This is a genomic window from Cellulomonas sp. P5_C6 (assembly GCF_054049635.1).
Map to the genome: position 1 here is coordinate 1 of NZ_JBFULZ010000070.1, position 18,744 is coordinate 18,744.

An 18,744-nucleotide genomic window follows, 5' to 3' on the forward strand; every position below is an offset into this window, starting at 1 on the left:
GCTGCGTCCCGCGGGGCGCGGCCGGTCGGCGCCGGTGGGCGCGACGCTCGGTGGCGCGGTGGGCGAGGTCGGCGCGGTAGGCGGCCGGACCGCCGTTGCGCATCACCTCGCGCGTGATCGTCGACGTCGGGCGGTCCAGGCGGCGCGCGATCTCCGCGTACGTCAGGTCGTCGGCCACCCCCAGCGCGATCTGCTGGCGTTCCTGCTGAGTGAGCCGGCCTCCCGGCATCGCGACCTCCTTCGCCGTCCGTGTGCCGAGGATAGCGTTTATTTCATCGCCATTGCAACGTCGAGCGGGACGCGTGTTGCGTTGAATTTCGTTCCATTGCAATGATTTGTGCTCGCTGACGTGCACCAATACATGTTCATCGCAATATGGATGTTACCTGATGTGCGAACGCAACGTAGCGTTTCGCATGTCAGAAACACCCAGTGCCACCGAGTTCAGGAGTTGAGCATGATGCAGAACTACGCCACCCCCGCCCCGATCTCCGCCGTTCTCGACATCCCGGCGGGCCGGGTGCAGATCATCGCCGCCGACCGCGCCGACACCGTCGTGGAGGTCCGGCCCGCGGACGCCTCGAAGGGTCGCGACGTCAAGGTCGCCGAGCAGACCACGGTCGACTACCGCGACGGCGTCCTGTGGATCGAGGCCGCGGCGAAGAACCAGATCCTCGGCGCCTCCGGCTACATCGAGGTCACGGTCCAGCTGCCCACCGGTTCGCGCGTCGAGGCGAAGGCGGCCAGCGCCGAGCTTCGCGGCGTCGGCCGGCTCGGCGACGTCTCCTTCGAGGGCGCGCTGGGCGAGATCAAGCTCGACGAGGCCGCGACCGTGCGCGTCACGACGAGCGCCGGCGACGTCTCGGTCGGTCGCCTGACCGGCCCCGCCGAGATCAGCACCGGCAAGGGCGACATCCGGATCGCGGAGGCCGTCCGCGGCAAGGTCGTCCTGAGCACGCAGGCCGGCGATGTGTCGGTCACGGCCGCCGCCGGGTCCTCCGCCTCGCTGGACGCCGGTACCTCGTACGGCCGGGTCCACAACGCGCTCGTGAACACCGCGAGCGTCCCCGAGCTGGACATCCGTGCGACCACGGCCTACGGCAACATCACCGCGCGCAGCCTCTGACGCGCTCGCCCACGGCGGCGTGCACCTTCTCGGTGCACGCCGCCGTCGGCGCGTCCTCGGTCACTCACTCCTCGATGGCCGCGTCCAGCGACCGCAGGTGCTGCCGGAAGGTCACGCCGTCGCGGTCGCGGGCGACGAGGTAGTCGTCGAACCGGGTCTGCTCCCGCAGGCTGGTGCCGAGGGCCATGCGTGCCGCCTGGTGCCGCTCGGTGTCGCGGATCCGGGCCGCGACGACGGCCAGCTCCGCGGCCCGCGCCGCCGGCACGAACAGGACGCCGTCGTCGTCGGCAAGCACGACGTCCTCCTCGGTCACCGTGTGCGGGCCGCACGCCGCCCACCCCAGGGCGTCGGCCGGCTGCGGGTCGAGCCGCTCGGGCCCGTCGGGGAACGCGCCCAGGCTGTACACCGGCAGGCCGATGGTCCGCAGCTGCGCGGTGTCGCGGTGCAGCCCCCAGATGACGATCGCCCCGAGCCCCGCGCGGGCGACCTCGAGCGCCACGAGATCCCCGACGCAGGCCTCGTCCGTGCGGCCGCCGTTGTCCACGACCAGGACGTCCCCCGGCTCGGCCCGGCCGAGAGCCTCGAGGAACACGTCGACGCTCCCGACGTGCCGCACCGGCCGCGCCCGCCCGAGCACGTGGATGCCGCCCCACAACGGCCGCACCGACGGCGGGGCGCACCGCACGGGGACGCCGAGGCGCAGGCACGCGTCCGCGACGTGCGGGGTGCTCAGGTCCGGGAAGGTGGTCTGCAACGTCAGGGCATCCATCGCATCTCCTCGAGGCGGCCGGCGGGTCGGGCCGGTGTTGGCCTGGTCATCTTCGCGCGTCCGTCTAGCGCGCTGTCCCTCGTGTGGGGTGCGATGGGGCTCTCTCGTTCCCCTGAGGAGGACTCCCGATGCGCAGCGTGACCTACTCGATGGCCACCTCCCTCGACGGCTACATCGTCGGGCCGGACGGCGGCTTCGACTGGCAGGGGCACGGCGACGACGTCTTCCGCTTCATCACCGACGAGATGGAGCAGGTCGGCGTCCACTTCCTGGGCCGACGGCTCTACGAGACGATGCTCTACTGGGAGACAGCCGACCCGGACCCGACGCTCGACCCCGCGACCTTCAGGTGGGCGACGATCTGGAACCGGCTCCCCAAGGTCGTGTTCTCCTCGACGCTGACGGCGGTGCAAGGCAACGCGCGCCTGGCCACCGGAGGGCTGGCCGACGAGATCGAACGATGGCGAGCCGAGCCGGGCGAGGGCGACATCTTCATCGGCGGAGCGACCCTCGCCGCCGAGGCGGCTGCCCAGGGGCTGATCGACGAGTATCGGGCGCGGGTGCACCCCCTGCTCGTCGGCGGCGGCATCCCGTTCTTCCCGCGCCAGGAGCGCCACGTGGACCTCGAGCTCGTGGAGGCACGGACGTTCGACACGGGGGTCGCGCACTACCGCTATCGCGTGGTGCGTTAGCGCCGCACCGGTCCCAGCCAGCGGGGCACCCGGCGCCTGTACTCGTCGTACGACGCACCGAACCGCTCGTGCAGGAAGCGCTCCTCGGGGAGGATCGCGCCCCAGAGGACGAGCAGCACGGCGACCGGGAACAGGAGGAGCCCCCAGAACGTCGGCACCAGCAACGCCAGGCCGACGTACAACACGAGCAGCCCGACGTACAACGGGTTGCGGGACAGCCTGTACGGACCCTCCTCGATGATCGCCTGGGTCGACTGCCCCGGCAGCAGGCCCGTCCGATTGCGGCCGAACAGCCACAACGACCAGCCGTTCCACCCGACGAACGCGACCACCAGCGCCCAGCCGAGCGGGATCCGCCACGCGCCGAGGTCGACCGGATCACCCCGGGCCTGTGTGGCCAGCCASCCGAYCAGCAGCGGCGCGCCGAYMGCGACCGGCGGCCAGAGCCGGAACGAGACGGCGTCAGCCATGCCTCATTGTCGTGGGGCTGGGCCCGTCGTGCTCGCGGCCTCAGCCCACGCCCTCGGCGGCGAGCGCGTCGGTCAGCAGCCCGACCAAGGTCTCGAGCTGCACGTCGGTCGACCCCGGCAGGTCCTCGTCCAGCGCCCCGTCCAGGGCCCGGGCGGCGAGCGCCGACTTGCTGTCGATCAGCTCGGCGATCTTGGCGTCGATGGTCTGCGCGGCGATGATCCGCCATGCGGTGACGGGCTCGTCCTGGCCGATCCGGTGGATCCGGTCGATGGCCTGGGTCTGCTCGGCGTCGGTCCAGGACAGCTCGGCCAGCACGAGGTTGGAGGCGACCTGCAGGTTGAGCCCGACGCCGGCGGCCATCAGCGAGCACACGGCGATCTGCACGTCGGGGTCGTCGACGAACGAGGCGATGTTCTTGTTGCGCGTCCTCGTCGTCTGGTCGCCGCGGATCGAGGCGTAGCGGATGCCGCGGTCGGCGAAGGTCTGCTCGGCCTGGTCCATCACGTCGACGTGCTTGGCGAAGAACACGACCTTGCCCACGTTGCGGGCCAGCTGCGCGGCGTAGTCGGCGGCCAGCCCGGCCTTGGCCTGGCCGATCCGACGGACCATCGTGAAGACGTTCTCGCCACCTGCCTTGGAGCTCGAGTCCTTGAGCTCCGCCGCGGCCACCCGGCGGACGAGCTCGAGGTCGATCCCGTCCACGTCGGCACCACGCATCGCCACGGCGGTGCGGTAGCGCCCGACCATCTGGCTCGCGAGCGCGGCCTCGGCGGCACGGATCGATCGGCCGACCGCGCCGTCGAGCTCGACCGGCAGGTCCGCGACGCGGCGGGCGGGGATGTCGGCGACGACGTCGATCTTGCGACGACGCACGATGCCCATGTCGATCACGCTCGCCCGCGCCGCGGCGTAGAACCCCTGGTCGGCCGGGGTCAGCCCGGTCTCCTCGAGCGCGGCCATCAGCGGTCCGAGCGGCTGCTTGTCGTCGATCCAGCCGAGGAACTGCCAGATCGCCCGGAAGTCCTCGATGTCGTTGATCAGCGGCGTGCCGGTGAGCGCCATCAGCAGCGGCCGGGCGGTGCGGGTGCGGATCTTCTCGGACAGCGTGAGCACGTGCTGCGAGCGCTGGGACGACTTGTTCTTGATGAAGTGCGCCTCGTCGACGACCATCCCGCGGAAGCCGAGGTCGCCGAGCCAGCCGACGTGCCGATCCAGGATCTCGTAGTTCACGATGACGACGTCCGCGAATGCGTCGACCCGGTCGCCGTCGCCATGGACCACGGTCGACCGGCGGAACGGCGTCCACAGCCCCACCTCGTGCGCCCAGTTCGTCTTGACGACGTTGGGCACGACGACGAGCAACGGGTAGGCGTCGGCGGCCTGGGCTGCGAGCAGCGCCTGAGCGGTCTTGCCGAGGCCGGGCTCGTCGGCGAGCAGGAAGGTGCGATGACCGCCCGCGGTGGCCGCGACGACCTGGGCCTGGTGCGGCATCAGCTCGCGGCCGGCCGGAGTGGGGAACCGGCGCGGCTCGGGCAGCGCCATGCAGGCGGGTGCGCCGGTGGCGGCCCGCTCGAAGGACCGGAACAGCGGCTCGAGCAGCTCCCAGCCGGCCAGTCGACGGGCGCGCGTCGCGGTCCGCTCGGCCGCGGCCTCGAAGTCGGGAGCCAGGAACGGGTTCGCCAGCTGGCGCGAGATCACGGACCGGGGAATCACGCGCGGCGCGGCGGCGGCCACCGGCGCAGTCGGTGCCGCGGGCGCCGGCTCCTCCGGCGGCTCCAGCCCGCCTTCGCGCATGAGGGTCGCCTTGTAGGCGCGCGCGGCGTCGGACACCCGGGCGTCGTCGGCGAGCAGCTCGAGCAGCGAGGTGTCCCGTGCCGCGGTCCGGGCCAGCTGCGTCGCGACCCCGTCGAGCCGCTTGAGCTGCTCGGTGCGCCGCGACGCGGACAGGCCGGCGTCGTCCTTGACCCGGGCCCGCTCCTCGCGCACGAGCAGCGCGACGACCTGGAACTGCGTACGGACCCGCGGGCGTGTCGGGGGTCGCTGCACGGCCCGGTCGACGTCCCKGGCGACCTCGGCGAGCACGGGGATGATCCCCTGCTGCTGCGGCGGACGTGCGGCGCGGCTGCGCTGCGGGCTCGGGTCAGTGCGCGCGCGACCGGATCCGCGTTGGCCGCCTCGTGCCACATCTCCTCCTTCGCAACATCCGCACCGCGACCGCGGCACAGCGCGCCGCCCCGCCGGACGCGCCCGTGACCACGCAGGACAGGCCCTCGCGACCGACGCCACTGGCAACGCGGCCAGGCCGCTCAGGGGGCGGCGGGCCGCCGCGAAGCGTCCCCGCCTGCGCCGACCGCAGCCCGTGTTCACGCCGATGGTGACACGCAGCCGACGTGTCTCCGTGAACCGCCGCGGGCACGGCGGCAGTCGGCTGTGATCGCCGACGAACTGGAGCCTACCGCCGGAGACCCCGACTCAGGCCCAAGCCTCTCGCTCCGGCTCCGCCGTCAAGCCGATGATCGGCCGTGACGAGGGGACGTCCGCCGTCGTGACCGTCGCCCTCGCTCGGTACGGTCCAGATATGAGAGGTCGCGGGATGCAGGACGTCGAGCTGGTCGACGGCCCTGACCGCGCGCTCGACGGGCACGTAGCCGTGCCTCCGCAGTCGACGGGGACCTTGCGGTGGTGGCTGACCGGAGCCGTTGCCCTGCTCGTCCTCGTGCTGGGTGCGGCGCAGTGGGCGATCCGCTCGCACGAGAACGCGGCGATCGCGCGACTGGCTGCTGTCGACGGCGTCGTCGCGGAGGTCGACGGTCCACTCGACGTCGATCGGCGCTACTCCACGGCGGAGGACTCGGAGGCCTTCTTCGGACAGCACGGCGGTGAGCTCGCACGCGGGTCCGACGGCTCGCTGACCTACCAGTGGAATGCGGGCACCGACGACCCCCGGTGGAGCAAGCAGCTGCTCGGCCCCATCCCCACCCTGGCGGGGGCCTACACCGTGGACAGCGCGAACCTCTGTCTACCGGACGCGGCTCCGGACGCAGACGTCTCACGTGCCCCCAGGGTCGTGTGCCTGGTCACCGACGGAGGGCTGGAGACCCTCAGAGGCGGCAGGTCCGGGAAGGTGCCCGCGACGGTGACCTTCATCGAGGTGCTCGACACCGCTGACGGCGCGCTGCTCGCCCAGTGGTCGGCACCGGGAGCGCAGACGTTCGCGTTGGTGGACGGGCAGGTCGTCGTCGGGGTGACTGGACCCGACTCAGACATCGTCACCAGCAGGGATCCGCTCACCGGTGACGTGCGCTGGACGCACGAGGTGCCGCTCCGAGGGAGCCAGGTCGGGGCGGACCCGAGGTCGCGCACCGTGAGTGTCTCCCGTGCGGGCGACCTGCTCGCGCTGCGGACCTCCAGCGGTGAGCTGGGCCTCCTCTCCCCCGACGGCGACGTCATCCGCGATGGCCTGGGCGCGGACGGCCAGAGCTCGTGGGACTGGCAGGTCGGCCCCGACGGCGGACTCGTCCTGGAGTCCCGGGGCGCCGACGGGAACGCCTCGGTCACCCTTCTCGCCGCGGACGCGGGCCCAGACGCGGACCAGACCCTGCCGGGCAGCCTCACGCCCGCGGCGGTCGACGACGGCAGCGTGCCTGGTCTGCTCCTCACGGCGGACTCGACCCTGCACGCATGGGATGCGACGACCGGCTCCGAGCGCTGGTCGTCGAACGAGGCGTCAACCGTGGCTCTCGGCAGAGGGCAGCTGAGCGCGCTCGTCGTACGCGGACGGGTGTACGTCCTGAGCCCGGCCGGCGTCGCCGCGCTCGACGGACGCACGGGCAAGACGTTGTGGCGGGTACAGCCGGGGAAGCACCAGGTGCCGACGACGCTGTTCACGGACGCGCGTCACCTGCTCGTCGGATACGAGAGCCCAGCCCACTCGGCGGCCCCGCAGATCGTCGCCTACGACTTCGCCAAGGGCGCGGAGGCGTCTCGCACCGCCTACCCGCACGGCATCGACCACCTCGAGGTGTGGGACGGCAAGCTCCTCGGCTACGACGCTGACTACACCGAGTTCGCCGTGCTCGGCTGACCGCTCATGCCTCGCTGACGATCACCAGCTCGTTGCCTTCGGGGTCGGCGACCCGCCAGCGACCCGCCGACTCGTCGAGGAGCCGGCCACCGGCTGCGACGATCGTGGCGAGGCGCGCCCGCGCGAGGTCCGACGGCACTGCGAGCTCGACGTGGATGCGGTTGCGCTGCCGGCGACGCTCGGTCTCCGACGTGTCGATGCCCTGGAACATCAGCACGGGGTTCAGCCGCCGCGGATCGTCGATGTCGAGGACCCAGCCTCGCCCGTCGAGCGTGTAGCCGAGCGCGGCGACCCAGAACGCGCGGACCGCGTCCACGTCGGCGGCATCGATGACGAGCTGAACGAGGCGCGGCAGCCCCGGGTCCGCGATGGCCCCGAGCTCGCGGGCAGCCGTCTGCACCTTCTCGGCGAGGTCGGTGAAGTCGAGCTCGAGGCCGTGGGTCTCGGCCTCCCACAGGTCCTTGCCGGTGTCGATGATCACGAGCCCGGGGCGCAGGTCGATCAGCAGCGGGAAGCCGGCGTCGACGGCCAGCTCCGCTGCCGCAGCGGCCAGCTCACCCTGCTGCGTCGGCGAGGTGATGCGGTAGCACGCCATCGCACCGAACACGGCCTGCCAGTCGGCTGTCCCGGCCTTCTCGCTCAGCGCGTCGCCCGGCACCAGGTCGACCTCGTTGCCGTCGGGGTCGATGTGTCGGACCCCGAACGGTCCCGATGCCTCCCCGAGCGACGCCTCCTCGACCGCCAGGGCCGGTCGCACCACGTCGAGGTGGATGCGGTTGCGCAACGGCCGCGGCTCGCTCGACGGCCGGATCCGTAACGCGGGGTCGCGCCGCAACGGATCCGCCAGGCCGCCGTCCGCCCCAGGCGCGTAGTCGAGCGCGCGGTGCCAGAACGACTGCACCGCGGACGGGTCCGCGGACTCGAGCACGACGCTCAGGTGCTGCAGCGCGGCGGGGTTCGCGGCCAGTCCGAGCTCTCGAGCGGCCGCCGACACCGCCCCGGCGTGCTCGTCCGAGTCGAGGCGAACCCGCACGCCCGTCGCGCGCAGGTCGACCACGATGTCGGGCGACAGCTGCACGATGCGCCCGGCGAGTGCAGCCCCCTCGGTCAGCGACGGCGCGTCGAACCATGCCGTCGCCACGCCGTCGACCGTGCGCCAATCCGTCTCGATCTCCGTCATGCGCGGCACTGTAGGACTCATTCCGGACGATCGCCTTCCGGATAGTGCGAATCCCGTCGGGGGTGCGAGCAACGCGCCGGCCCGAGACGGCGCTGTCGTCGACGGCTGTCAGGCGCCCTCCCGTCGGGTGAACATCGCGCCCGTGACGATCTCCTTCATCTGGTCCACCTGGCTGGGTGTCGCGGTCGGCGGGTAGGACACGTCGAAGGTGATGCGCTGGCCGTCGACGTCGAGGATCCAGAGCAGGTCCATCTGCCCGCCGTCCCGCTGGGAGCGGCCCGGCCAGCTGTGGAAGTAGCCCTGACGGCAGGTCGTGAAGTCGAGGTCGTGGGGCGTCGAGAGCTCGACGTACAACCCGTCGTAGCCACCGATCGTGACGGCGGCCGGGTCGGTGCCCTCGCGCATCGGCTGGGCGGCCAGCGCTCCGGCCAGGTCGGCGACCGAGGGGCCGACGGTCTCCGGGTAGCCGCTGGCGTCGCACGGGTGGGTGTAGACGCTCTGGATGTCCCAGAGCCAGACCGCGTTGTCGGACACCAAGCCCTCGGCGGTGACTCCCGTTCCTGCGATGTTCGAGTAGCCCGCGGGGACGTACAGCACGGGAGCAAGCGGCGCGGACGCCGGTGCGTCGATGGGGCTGACGACGTACCTGCCCGGGGGGACCAGCTCGCCGTCCGGCAGGGCTTCGAGCAGAGGGAGGGCCGGTGCAGACTCGGACTCCGCGGGCTCGGGCGGCTGCGCAGTGCAGCCGGTCGCCACCAGGAGGACCACCGTCCCCACGGTGACCGCGGCTCGGGCGTACGTCCTCGATCGCCCCCGCGGGCGCTGCGAGCGCCGAGCTGCCGGCACCCCGCGGTGCCGGCGGCCGATCCGGATCGTGTGCGACATGACGTCCTCCTCGACGTGGTGCTCGATTGGGCGCCTCCGACGCTGCCGCGGTGTCCCGACGGTTCTCTGACGATCCGTCGACGGTCCGTCGACCGGCCTTGCTGTTGCTCGTCACCGCGCGGGACGCTGGGGAGGAGATGAGCACGAGCGGAAGTTCGGCTCGACCGCACGCGTCGTCGAGAGACGCCGCGACGGCCTTCCGCGTGCTCGGTCCGCTGGAGGTCTGGACCGGCACGAACCGCCTGGAGGTCGGCGGTCGGCAGGAACGGGCGTTGCTGGCTCTCCTGCTCACCGCCCCGGGCCGCGTCTTCTCGGTCCCCGCGATCACCGCGGGCCTGTGGGGGGAACGACCCCCGGGCGGGGCCGACAACACCGTCATGACCTACGTCTCCCGGCTGCGCCGCGCCCTGCCCGACGGTGTCGCGACCGCGCTGGTCACGCGTCGACCCGGATACGTCCTCTCCATCGAGCCGGCGCAGGTCGACGCCGAGCTCTTCCGCGCTCTGGTCGGCAGAGGCCACCGCGAGCTCGGGGTCGGACGACCGGAGCTCGCGGCCGGGAGCCTGCGCGAGGCGCTCGGGCTGTGGCGAGGCGACGCGTATGCCGAGTTCGACGCGCCGTTCGCCGTCGCCGAGCGCCGAGCGCTCGACGAGCTGCGGTTGGCGGCGTTCGAGGACAGGGCGTCGGCCGAGCTCGACGTCGGCGAAGGACCAGACCTGATCGCCGAGCTCGAGGCCGTGGTGAGCGAGCACCCGCTTCGCGAGCGGCTCTGGGCGCAGCTGATGACGGCGCTGTACCGGTCCGGCCGGCAGGGGGATGCGCTGCGGGCCTATCAGCGCGCGAGAGACTCGTTGGTCGACGAGCTCGGCGTCGAGCCCGGGGACGAGCTGCGGGACCTTCAGGCCCTGGTGCTCGCGCACGACCCGCGGCTGCTCGGTCCCGCCCACGCCTCCAGGTCACGACGCGACACGCCGCTCGGACCGGGGTTCGTCGGACGCGCCCGGGACCTCGCGCTGCTCGACGAGGCGTACGGCCGGGCCGCGGCGGGCTCCCCCGTGCGGATCCTCGTCACCGGTCCGCACGGGATGGGCAAGACGCGGCTCCTGGCCGAGGCCGCGCGGCGCGTCCGGGCGGCGGGCGGGACGGTCGCCGACGAGCCGTCCCAGATCGGGGCGCACCCGGGGGCTGCGCCTGTCCTCCTCGTGCTCGACGGCCTGGAGCGGTCATCCGTGGCAGACCTCGTCGAGCTGTCGGAGGCGGTGACCGCCCGGGTGCGCCCGGCACTGGTAGTCGGGGCCTGCGTCTGGGACGAGCTCTCCCCCGAGCAGGCCAGCGCCCTCGCCGAGCTCTTCGCCGACCGGCTTCCATTGGTGCCGTTGAGCTCGGCGGAGGCGACCGAGCTCGTCGAGCTCTATGTACCCCGGGCTGCGGTCGCGCAGGCGCTCGCGGCGGCGGAGGTCGTCGCCTCCGCCGGCGTCCCGCTGCACCTGCACGCGGCCGCGAGCCGATTCGGGGAGAAGCTTCTGGCCGAACGCATCGGGACCAGCGCGCAGGCGATCGCCGATCCACGACGGCAGCTCGCGCAGTCTCGCGCGGAGGTCGCGGACGGGGTCATCGAGCTGTCCCGGTTGCGGTCGCTCCGGCAAGCGCACGCCATCCCGGACTCCCGGCGCCGCCTGTGCCCGTACAAGGGCCTCGCGTACTACGACGTCGACGACGCACCGTACTTCGCGGGGCGGGAGCCGCTCGTCGCGCGGCTGGTGGCACGACTCGTGGACGCGCGGCTGCTCGCGGTCGTGGGTGCGTCGGGCAGCGGGAAGTCGTCGGTCGTCCGGGCCGGCGTCGTGCCCGCGATCAACGACGGGCTGCTCCCTGGCAGCGAGCGGTGGCACGTCGTGGTGACGACGCCGTCGCGTCAGGCGCCGGACCTGCCGCCTGCGGGTGGGCCTCGGACTCTGCTCGTCGTCGACCAGCTCGAGGAGCTGTTCACGGTGCTGCCGCCGGAGGAGCAGACCGGGTACGCCGAGTGGATCACGGCCGCCGCCGAGCGGGACGACGTCACGGTCGTCGCCGCGATCAGGTCCGACTACTTCGCTCGGGTCGTGGTGCACCGCGAGCTCGCAGACCTCCTCGCGGCGAACACCGTGCTGGTCGGGCCGATGTCGGCCGAGGAGCTCCGGCAGGCGGTCGAGGTCCCGGCCGCGGCGGCAGACCTGACGCTCGAGCCGGGCCTCGCTGCGACCATCGCCGACGACGTCGTGGGGGAACCGGGCGGTCTTCCTCTCATGTCCACCGCGCTGCTCTCGCTGTGGGAGCGCGGCGACGGCCGACGCCTGTCGCTCGCGGACTACCGGGTGAGCGGTGGCGTGCGGACTGCGGTCGCGCGGCTGGCGGAAGCCGCCTACGCGCCGATGACGCCCACCCAGCAGGCTCACGCTCGGCGCATCCTCCTGCGCCTGGCGGAGGTCGACGACGCCGGCGAGCCCGTCCGGCGGCGGGTTGCCCTGTCCGAGCTGTCCGTCGACGACGATCCCGATGCACGGACGGCCTTGGAGACCCTGGCGGCCAGGCGCCTCCTGACGGTCTCGGCCACCCACGCGGAGGTCGCGCACGAGGCGCTGCTACGGGAGTGGCCGCGGTTGCGGGGGTGGCTCGACGACGACGACGCAGGCCGCCGCATGCGCAGGCACCTGGTTCCGGCGGCAGCGGCCTGGGACAGCTCCGCTCGCGATCCGGGCGAGCTGTACCGAGGTCAGCGGTTGGCGGCTGCCCTCGACTTCGAGGTGGCCCACGGCGACGACCTGACCGATCTCGAGAGGGACTTCCTGCGTGCGGGCACCGCCGCGGCAGACGCCGACGCCGCCGGTCGCAGAAGGTCGCACAGGAGACTCCAGGCTCTGGCCGCAGGCCTGGCCGTCGTCCTGCTGCTCGCCCTCGGCGCCGGATGGGTCGCCGTCGACCGGCGGAGCGAGTCGGCCCGCCTCGCCGTGGCGGCGGACGTGCGTGCCCTGCGTGCGGCGGCGCTCGGCGAGGACCGCTGGGACCTCGCGCTGCTGTACGCGGCGCAGGCCTACCGGGCTGACCGATCGCCGCAGTCACAGGCCGCACTGCTGCGGACCGTGCAGCGCAGCCCGGAAGCCACGGCGATGTACTCGACCGGTCGGCGGCTGCAGGCCCTCGCCGTCAGCGCGGACGGGCAGACCCTGGCCGCGCTCGGGAGCGCCGGGACCGTGTTCGTGTGGGACCTCGCGACCGGGGCGCAGACCTCGACCGTGCCGGGCCTGACAGAGCTCGCGGTGAGCTCGCTGGACCTCAGCCCGGACGGGCGATACATCGCCGTCGTCGGTATCCCGGTCGATGCCGAGAGGTACGGCTTCCTGCAGCAGCTCATGGTCGTCGACCTGGACCAGGTGCCGACGCCGATCGTGCGGACGTGGGAGGGCCCGGGGATCACCTCTGCTCGCTTCACCGCCGACGGGCGGACCGTGGCCACCGTCGGCATCGACGGGCTGGTCCGCGAGGTGGACGTCCGCACGGGACAGATGGCGGAGGTCGCGGGCCTGGAGGCCACGGTCTCCGACCTGACCGCCCTGGACGCGTCCGCCGGACGCCGTTTCATGGCCTCCGCCGACCCGCAGGCGTCGGGCAGGGTGACTGCTTGGTCGGCCGACGACGGCCGGGTCGTCTGGTCGTCCGACGTGAGCGGCGGCGCGGTCGTCTCGATCAACCCTGCCGGGACCGCCCTGGTCCTCGCGCACACGCCGGGACCCGTGGAGCATCTGGATCTCGTCACAGGTGTCCGCCGAGCCGTGCCGTCCGACCCCGCCGTCGGGCTCGTGGACCTCGACTGGGCACCGGACGGGTCCTCGTTCGTCGGCGCCACCACGGAGGGCACGGTGGTCCTCTGGGACGCCGCGACCCTCGAGCAGCGTTCGATCTTCCGCGGGCACTCGGGCACGGTGAGCCAGGTCGTCCACTCTGCAGACGGCGCGCGCCTGTACGCCAGCGGGTTCGACGGGGCGGTCGTTGTCTGGGACCTCACCGGTACGCGCGGTGTCGTCAGACGGGCGAGCGAACCCACGCCGGCCCAGCCCTTCGGACCCTTCCTCGCAGCCGATCGCACACTGTCCGCCGATGGGTCCTTGGCCGTGAGCTACCTGGAGGGGGGTGCCCTCGAACTCGTGGACGTGGGTGCCGCAACCACGTCCGTGGTGCCGGTCAAGGTGACCGGCTCTCCTGCCCGGGTCGTCGCCGACCCGGCAGGTCGCTATGCCGCGCTGCTCACGGTGCAGTGGCCCGCGAACCTTCGAGCCGAGATCCAGGTCGTCGACGTCACGAGCCGACGCGTCCTTCCGAACACCATCCACCTCATCGCCGACTTCTCCGCTCCCACGCCCGCGTTCTCCGGCGACGGCCGGTCGCTCGTCACAGCCGACGCGCAGTCGGTCGCCGTCTGGGACGTGCAGAGCGGACTGCCTGCGGCCGGTCGCGCGGACTACGAGGCTGGGGCGAATGTCGTGTCCCTGGCACCCGACGAGACCGGGCACCTCGTCGCCGTCGGCGTGGTCGGCGGGGGTGTCGAGATCGCGGACATGGCGACCGGCGCGCTCGTGACGGAGCTCGTGCCCCCTGGCGGGGAGAACCTCGCGGTCGCTCCGCTCGGCTTCTCGCCCGACGGGAGGTGGCTCGCGGGCGGGTCGGAGAGCGGGCGGGTCGTCGTGTGGGACACCGCGGCGTGGGACGTCCGTCGGACGGTGCCCGCGGTGCAGGGCGGCGGCGTCGACTCCCTGGCGTTCACGCCGGACTCCCGCGCCGTCGTCGTCGGGGGCGCGGGTACCGCCTCCGTCTGGGACGTCGACCCCGGCGCGGCGACCGGGATGACCCTGGCCCTGAGTGCAGTGCCCTCCCGGTCGGACGTAGCCGTCGCGACCCGCGACGACGGCCGAGCCGTCGTGACACTGACCGACGACGGGGGCGTGCAGCTCTGGGCGATCTCCCCGCAGGCCCTGCTCGAACAGGCCTGCGCGGTCGCAGGGCGCAATCTGAGTCCGGCAGAGTGGGGCGCCGTGCTGCCCAACCTCCCGTACGCGCCGACGTGCCCCGAGCCCTAGGGGCGTTTCCGGCCGTCGGTGATCGAAAACGAACCGCTTCGGGGGACCGACTTGGCGATACTGGCGCCATGGTCGCGCGCCGTCAGCCCTCGTTCCGCGAGATCGTGGACGCGGTCAAGGCAACACCCGCGGCCCCCGTGCCGGACTCGCACGATCCCGGCATCCGCACCGACGGGTCGGTGGTCGCCCCGGGCGGACGCGTCTACTCGAAGACCGGAAGCGACATCTCGTCCGCTGCCGCGTTCGAGGCTGCGGCTGCCGGCGCGCAGGTTGCTTGGGACTGTTGCGGCTGCGGCGGCTACTGCGCCCTCCGATGGTTCGACGAGGCCGAGGTGACTCGCATGGTCGCCGCTGGCCCGCCGACCATCCGACGCACGAAGAAGGCCTACGGCAGCATCTCTGAGTACCGCAGCCACGATGGACACGTGCTCTTGCTCATCGAGGTGGACGTCCGCTGGGGGGACTTGCTCAGTTGACCCCTAGGTTTCGCCTCCACGTTCTTGCCGCTTGCCCGCGGTCTGGTGGCCGCGACGACCAAATCCGTTGACCCGCTGACATTTGCGGACAAGTGTCACGGTCATGTATCCGGCCCTGGCCTTCTCCGGCGACGCGGACGACGTCGCCCAGGCAAGGTTCGGACCGCCGGACAACGAAGCCCCCTACGCGCTCGGCGTGAGGGGCGTCATCGGGCGGTCCGCCGACGTGGCGATCCTCCTGGTCGGCCTCACTCGCTACACCACCGGACTCCAGATCGAGCTGGCCGCACGGTGTCGGATCGATCCCCACCTCGGCGATCGCATGCACTCGACAGTCGACGCGGGACTGTTCGCCGATGGACGTCCCACCGCCGTGGCCGGGAGCTACATCCGGAACAATCGGCCGGCCGCAGACCGGCCTGTGCCCACCCATTGGGGTCGCGGTGGCCGCGAGTGGTCGAGCACCCTGTGGTTGACCCCGGCGGCGCCGCCCGGAGACCCGGTGCTCGCCATCGCCGACCTGGCCTCGGCGCGGACGAGTCGATCTTCACCGTGGATGCCGAAGCACTTCGAGCTGCGGCCGAGACGGTGCGGGTCTCGTGGCCGAGCGAGCCTGATCGGGCGTGCCCGGCCATTCAGCCGCCGCTCGACGTACCGCCCGGGGGCGATTTTGCACGGGTACTTCCGGCGATAAGAACTGACGAGACTGGCTGATCCCCGGCGGAGCCGCAGGGCCTCCCGTGGCACGGGCATTCCGCCGCGCGTGGCTCTTCCCGTGGAGCTTGGTGGCGAGGAGGGTTCGGAGCCCGTACTCGTCGCACCCCACCAGGAGGCCCGTGCAAGCCCCCCAGCGGACTCACCGGCTGCAGTCCCCGAGCCCTGACTCGCACCAACACACACTGTGCGCCTGGGCAGATTCGAACTGCCGACACCCGCTTTAGGAGTTCGGCCCGGCACGGTCCCCAGCGCCCTGACCTGCAGAAATACAAGCTTGTAATGCAATGGGAGCGGCGCCTTCGCAGTTGCTGCTGACCATTTGCTGACCACGAACAGGTTCAAGAGGGGCGCACCACTCCTTGACCATCTCGATGTCGCGGGTGGCCCTCCGTCGCGCTGGCACTCGCGGACGCAGGGAGCCGAGCGCCCTCCACTCTTACGGTTCAGCGCTCACGGGCGTGCCTCTGCAGCTGCTTCACGACGTCCGGATAGCCAGCCCCATCGAGTGCACTTCGAGCAACGTCAAGCCGCGTCATGAGTTCCGCATATTCGCGCGCAAAGGTGGGCTCCGACACGGCCAATATATAAACCAGTTGTGCAATCAGTACAATCAACTCCGAAAAGCCTCGGATCACCGCGTAGTTGGGTGGGTCTGGAGCACGGCCCGCCTTGAAGGTATTCTCTTCCCCGCTCCGCAATTGCCAGATCCATTGGGCATGTGCAKTTTTATTGCGGTCCTGAATCACCGGCGCGAGCTCGTTAGACAACAGCGAGGTGACGTCTTTGTATCGACCGAACGCATCAATCGGCATAACCACCGCGGAAAGGGCCAGGTGCATCGGGACGCTGTAATGACGCCGGAAGGCCAGCTCGACCACCAAGCCCCAACGATCGATTTGCGATCGTCCACGCCAGACAAGTGTGCGCTCCCGATCGTTGAAGCCGTTGGGATCCGTTACGATCTTTCGCAACATTGCCTCGGCGAGCATGCCGATTGTCAAAGTGTGGAGCCGGCGAAAGACGTCGATGGCCGGCACGTCATTCTTTCGTATTGCCTGTTTGTGAGCCCGCTCAATTTGGAGAAGCCCTTTGCGGACGGCCGCGACGTTCTCACTGTGCTTGCGAAATTCTGGTGATTGCTGGTACATAAATCCCTCCGGCTCCGAGGCACCAGGCCGCGCAAATTTTTAGGTTGTGCAGCCTGGTGCCCGGGAGTCGAACCCAGTATCTCTCCGTCCGAAGACGAAGCGCGCTCCGAGCGCCCGCACCCGCCAATCAGCGTAGCGCTTCTACGGCGCCGAATCAGAGAGCCCACTCGCGTAGCAATTGGAGGGTGTCGGGCGGCCATATCCGGGGCGGCTACGGCGATCCCCTCGACGAGAGTCGCCAGCAAACGCGCGCCCGCCTCCACGATTGAGCGACCGAGCGCCTCTCCGACCAACTCGGCTCGCTGACGGCCGGGAGTGCGCGATCGCCCCGAGTGGCCCTCACGACGTCGACGTCCCACAGACCCTCGGATTTCGTCCGATGCCCCGTCCCGCCAAGTAGCGCTGCCACGCCCGCGCCGGCACTGCAGCCGGCTCACGGAACCACGGGCAGCCGTTCAGGGCACGCGTACGCTCGCCGGCAGTCAAACTCGCGTTGGCGTCATCATCGTCAGCCGTTCGAACAGAGGAGCCTGACTCGCGTGCAGCAGGACACCGGTCAGTCGGTCTTTGACACCATCTCTCGCACGGATGCCGCGCCCCGGCGACACGGGGAGTCGTCGTACGCGTTCCTGAACCGCTCGGCGTCTCGGTACTTCTTGGAAGTCCGCGCACTGATCGAGGATTGGTATGCCCACGTTCCACCCGGACATCGCGCCAGTCTTCGAGGCGGCCTGACGGGCGAAGACGCGGCATTCCGATCGGCGTTTTGGGAGCTCTACCTGCACGAGGCGTATAGACGTTCGGGCTACGGCGTCGAGATCCACCCGCGCGTGCCCGCCGGGGGCCGACGCCCCGACTTTCGCCTCACCCGCGGCGAAGAGAAGTTCTACCTGGAGGCGGTTTCAGTCGGCCAAGACCCCTCGCACGTCGCCGAGAATGAGCGCCTCTCGCAGGTGTACCGGGTGCTATCCAAGATGACGATCCAGGACTTTTTCCTTGGCTTGGATGTCTTCACGATCGGAGCTCGCCCCCTAAACACGCGGCATCTCCGCGCCGCGATCCGCCGATGGCTCGCGACCCTCGAGGTGGGCCCCATCGCAGCCCGTGCCGCCGTCGACGCCCCGGCGCTGCCGGTCCTCCCCGAGCTCCCCTGGCACGAGGACGGCTGGCACCTCCTCATCACTGCTTGGCCCCTGGCAGAGCATGCTCGTGGTGCCGATCGACGCGCTCTCGGCATGTTCGGCCCAGGGAGGGCGAGCGGGGTCGACAACATCACCGGGATCCGGAGGGTCCTCGACGCAAAGGTCGATCGGTACGGTCTCCTAGACGCCCCGCTTGTCATTGCGGTCCAGTCGAGTACGGAGTTCCCAACTAGAGACTACGAGTTCGAGTCCGCCCTGTACGGTCTCGGGACAGAACGTCCTCCGAAGGCGGGCGATCCCGAGAATCACTTGGCCCACGACGGACTTTGGGTGGGCCCGCTCGGCTGGCGCAACGCTCACGTCCCCCAAGTCATCACGACCAGCGATCTCTCGCCGTGGACGGCGGGCCGGGCGCGACCGCGGGTGTGGAACACATATCAGTCAGGCGTGGCTCGCCCCGCCCAACCTGAGTGGCTCGCTCCTGTTAGCAATACAGGCCCCGATCCGCATCCCGGGCCAGCCCTGTCGATGCGGACCCACTTCGGACTCCCGGAGGACTGGCCCGCAGCTGGGGAGCCGGACTTCTCCGACTAGCCCTAGCTCGGATCGAGGCATGAGGCAGCGCTCAGACCGGCGCGGCTCGACGACGCCACGCGCGGACGGGCGGTCTGGCGCATGTTCGGCTGGACGGACATATCCGCCCCCATCCGGACGAAGCTCCGCGCGCGCTACCGATGCGAGGGATGGGTGGCACCTTCGCAGCCCGTCGCGGGGCACCTTCTCGAACTCCGTTGGGGATCGAGCACGCGACGTACCTCAGAGAGGTCAAGCAGCACTCAGTTGCTTCCATCGCCAAGCAGTTCGGCGTGTCCTGCGACACCTTGTATGCCTGGCTGCCCCCGAGGCTGGCGCCGACGACTTCGGGTCGTCTTCACGCACAGTC

At 71.2% G+C, this 18,744-nt stretch carries 14 protein-coding genes; 7 read left to right on the forward strand and 7 right to left on the reverse strand.

Annotation, left to right across the window (positions count from 1 at the left end; translation table 11 throughout):
• On the reverse strand, positions 1–229 hold a 229-nt coding region (locus ACXJKG_RS10170; protein ID WP_456845646.1), incomplete at its 3' end, for a helix-turn-helix domain-containing protein.
• A gap of 228 nt (positions 230–457) precedes the next feature.
• Between ACXJKG_RS10170 and ACXJKG_RS10175 the strand changes: the two genes are divergently transcribed.
• Positions 458–1,126, forward strand: coding sequence for a DUF4097 family beta strand repeat-containing protein (locus ACXJKG_RS10175; protein ID WP_456845647.1), 669 nt, complete (start codon positions 458–460; stop codon positions 1,124–1,126).
• Positions 1,127–1,190: 64 nt separating this feature from the next.
• On the opposite strand, the gene ACXJKG_RS10180 is transcribed toward ACXJKG_RS10175, so the two are convergent.
• The gene (locus ACXJKG_RS10180; RefSeq protein WP_456845648.1) at positions 1,191–1,895 is read right to left on the reverse strand and encodes an RraA family protein; all 705 of its coding nucleotides are present in this window, start codon (positions 1,893–1,895) and stop codon (positions 1,191–1,193) included.
• Between the two features lie 128 nt (positions 1,896–2,023).
• On the opposite strand from ACXJKG_RS10180, the gene ACXJKG_RS10185 reads away from it, so the two are divergent.
• Entirely contained in the window at positions 2,024–2,587 is a 564-nt protein-coding gene (locus ACXJKG_RS10185; protein ID WP_456845649.1) for a dihydrofolate reductase family protein, read from the forward strand.
• On the opposite strand, the gene ACXJKG_RS10190 is transcribed toward ACXJKG_RS10185, so the two are convergent.
• Together ACXJKG_RS10190 and ACXJKG_RS10195 are read right to left on the reverse strand one after the other, a co-directional pair.
• The gene (locus tag ACXJKG_RS10190; protein WP_456845650.1) at positions 2,584–3,057 is read right to left on the reverse strand and encodes a methyltransferase family protein; all 474 of its coding nucleotides are present in this window, start codon (positions 3,055–3,057) and stop codon (positions 2,584–2,586) included. The genes ACXJKG_RS10185 and ACXJKG_RS10190 overlap by 4 nt on opposite strands.
• 40 nt (positions 3,058–3,097) lie before the next feature.
• On the reverse strand, positions 3,098–5,242 hold the full coding sequence (locus ACXJKG_RS10195) for a DEAD/DEAH box helicase (RefSeq protein ID WP_456845651.1): 2,145 nt from the start codon (positions 5,240–5,242) through the stop codon (positions 3,098–3,100).
• Positions 5,243–5,636: 394 nt separating this feature from the next.
• Here ACXJKG_RS10195 and ACXJKG_RS10200 point away from each other — a divergent pair, with 394 nt between their 5' ends.
• Entirely contained in the window at positions 5,637–7,142 is a 1,506-nt protein-coding gene (locus ACXJKG_RS10200; protein ID WP_456845652.1) for an outer membrane protein assembly factor BamB family protein, read from the forward strand.
• A 4-nt stretch (positions 7,143–7,146) separates the two neighbouring features.
• Here the strand turns inward: ACXJKG_RS10200 and ACXJKG_RS10205 are convergent, their stop codons facing one another.
• Both ACXJKG_RS10205 and ACXJKG_RS10210 read right to left on the reverse strand, forming a co-directional pair.
• The gene (locus ACXJKG_RS10205) at positions 7,147–8,322 is read right to left on the reverse strand and encodes a VOC family protein (protein ID WP_456845653.1); all 1,176 of its coding nucleotides are present in this window, start codon (positions 8,320–8,322) and stop codon (positions 7,147–7,149) included.
• Between the two features lie 108 nt (positions 8,323–8,430).
• Positions 8,431–9,207 (reverse strand): hypothetical protein, encoded by a 777-nt coding sequence (locus ACXJKG_RS10210; RefSeq protein ID WP_456845654.1) that lies wholly within the window; start codon positions 9,205–9,207, stop codon positions 8,431–8,433.
• A gap of 203 nt (positions 9,208–9,410) precedes the next feature.
• Between ACXJKG_RS10210 and ACXJKG_RS10215 the strand changes: the two genes are divergently transcribed.
• From ACXJKG_RS10215 to ACXJKG_RS10225, 3 genes are all read left to right on the forward strand, one after another.
• Positions 9,411–14,318: an nSTAND1 domain-containing NTPase gene (locus ACXJKG_RS10215; RefSeq protein ID WP_456845655.1), complete on the forward strand. Its 4,908-nt coding sequence runs from the start codon at positions 9,411–9,413 to the stop codon at positions 14,316–14,318.
• 68 nt (positions 14,319–14,386) lie between these two features.
• On the forward strand, positions 14,387–14,794 hold the full coding sequence (locus ACXJKG_RS10220) for a hypothetical protein (RefSeq protein WP_456845656.1): 408 nt from the start codon (positions 14,387–14,389) through the stop codon (positions 14,792–14,794).
• Between the two features lie 103 nt (positions 14,795–14,897).
• Entirely contained in the window at positions 14,898–15,488 is a 591-nt protein-coding gene (locus ACXJKG_RS10225; RefSeq protein ID WP_456845657.1) for a hypothetical protein, read from the forward strand.
• Positions 15,489–15,954: 466 nt separating this feature from the next.
• On the opposite strand, the gene ACXJKG_RS10230 is transcribed toward ACXJKG_RS10225, so the two are convergent.
• Positions 15,955–16,659, reverse strand: coding sequence for a hypothetical protein (locus tag ACXJKG_RS10230; RefSeq protein WP_456845658.1), 705 nt, complete (start codon positions 16,657–16,659; stop codon positions 15,955–15,957).
• A gap of 539 nt (positions 16,660–17,198) precedes the next feature.
• On the opposite strand from ACXJKG_RS10230, the gene ACXJKG_RS10235 reads away from it, so the two are divergent.
• Positions 17,199–18,395: a hypothetical protein gene (locus ACXJKG_RS10235; RefSeq protein WP_456845659.1), complete on the forward strand. Its 1,197-nt coding sequence runs from the start codon at positions 17,199–17,201 to the stop codon at positions 18,393–18,395.
• Positions 18,396–18,744: the final 349 nt, after the last annotated feature.

Coding starts and splice junctions, on each gene's coding strand:
- ACXJKG_RS10175 (WP_456845647.1), top strand. CDS start 458: ATGATGCAGAACTACGCCACCCCCGCCCCGATCTCCGCCGTTCTCGAC.
- ACXJKG_RS10180 (WP_456845648.1), bottom strand. CDS start 1,895: ATGGATGCCCTGACGTTGCAGACCACCTTCCCGGACCTGAGCACCCCG.
- ACXJKG_RS10185 (WP_456845649.1), top strand. CDS start 2,024: ATGCGCAGCGTGACCTACTCGATGGCCACCTCCCTCGACGGCTACATC.
- ACXJKG_RS10200 (WP_456845652.1), top strand. CDS start 5,637: ATGAGAGGTCGCGGGATGCAGGACGTCGAGCTGGTCGACGGCCCTGAC.
- ACXJKG_RS10205 (WP_456845653.1), bottom strand. CDS start 8,322: ATGACGGAGATCGAGACGGATTGGCGCACGGTCGACGGCGTGGCGACG.
- ACXJKG_RS10210 (WP_456845654.1), bottom strand. CDS start 9,207: ATGTCGCACACGATCCGGATCGGCCGCCGGCACCGCGGGGTGCCGGCA.
- ACXJKG_RS10220 (WP_456845656.1), top strand. CDS start 14,387: ATGGTCGCGCGCCGTCAGCCCTCGTTCCGCGAGATCGTGGACGCGGTC.
- ACXJKG_RS10225 (WP_456845657.1), top strand. CDS start 14,898: ATGTATCCGGCCCTGGCCTTCTCCGGCGACGCGGACGACGTCGCCCAG.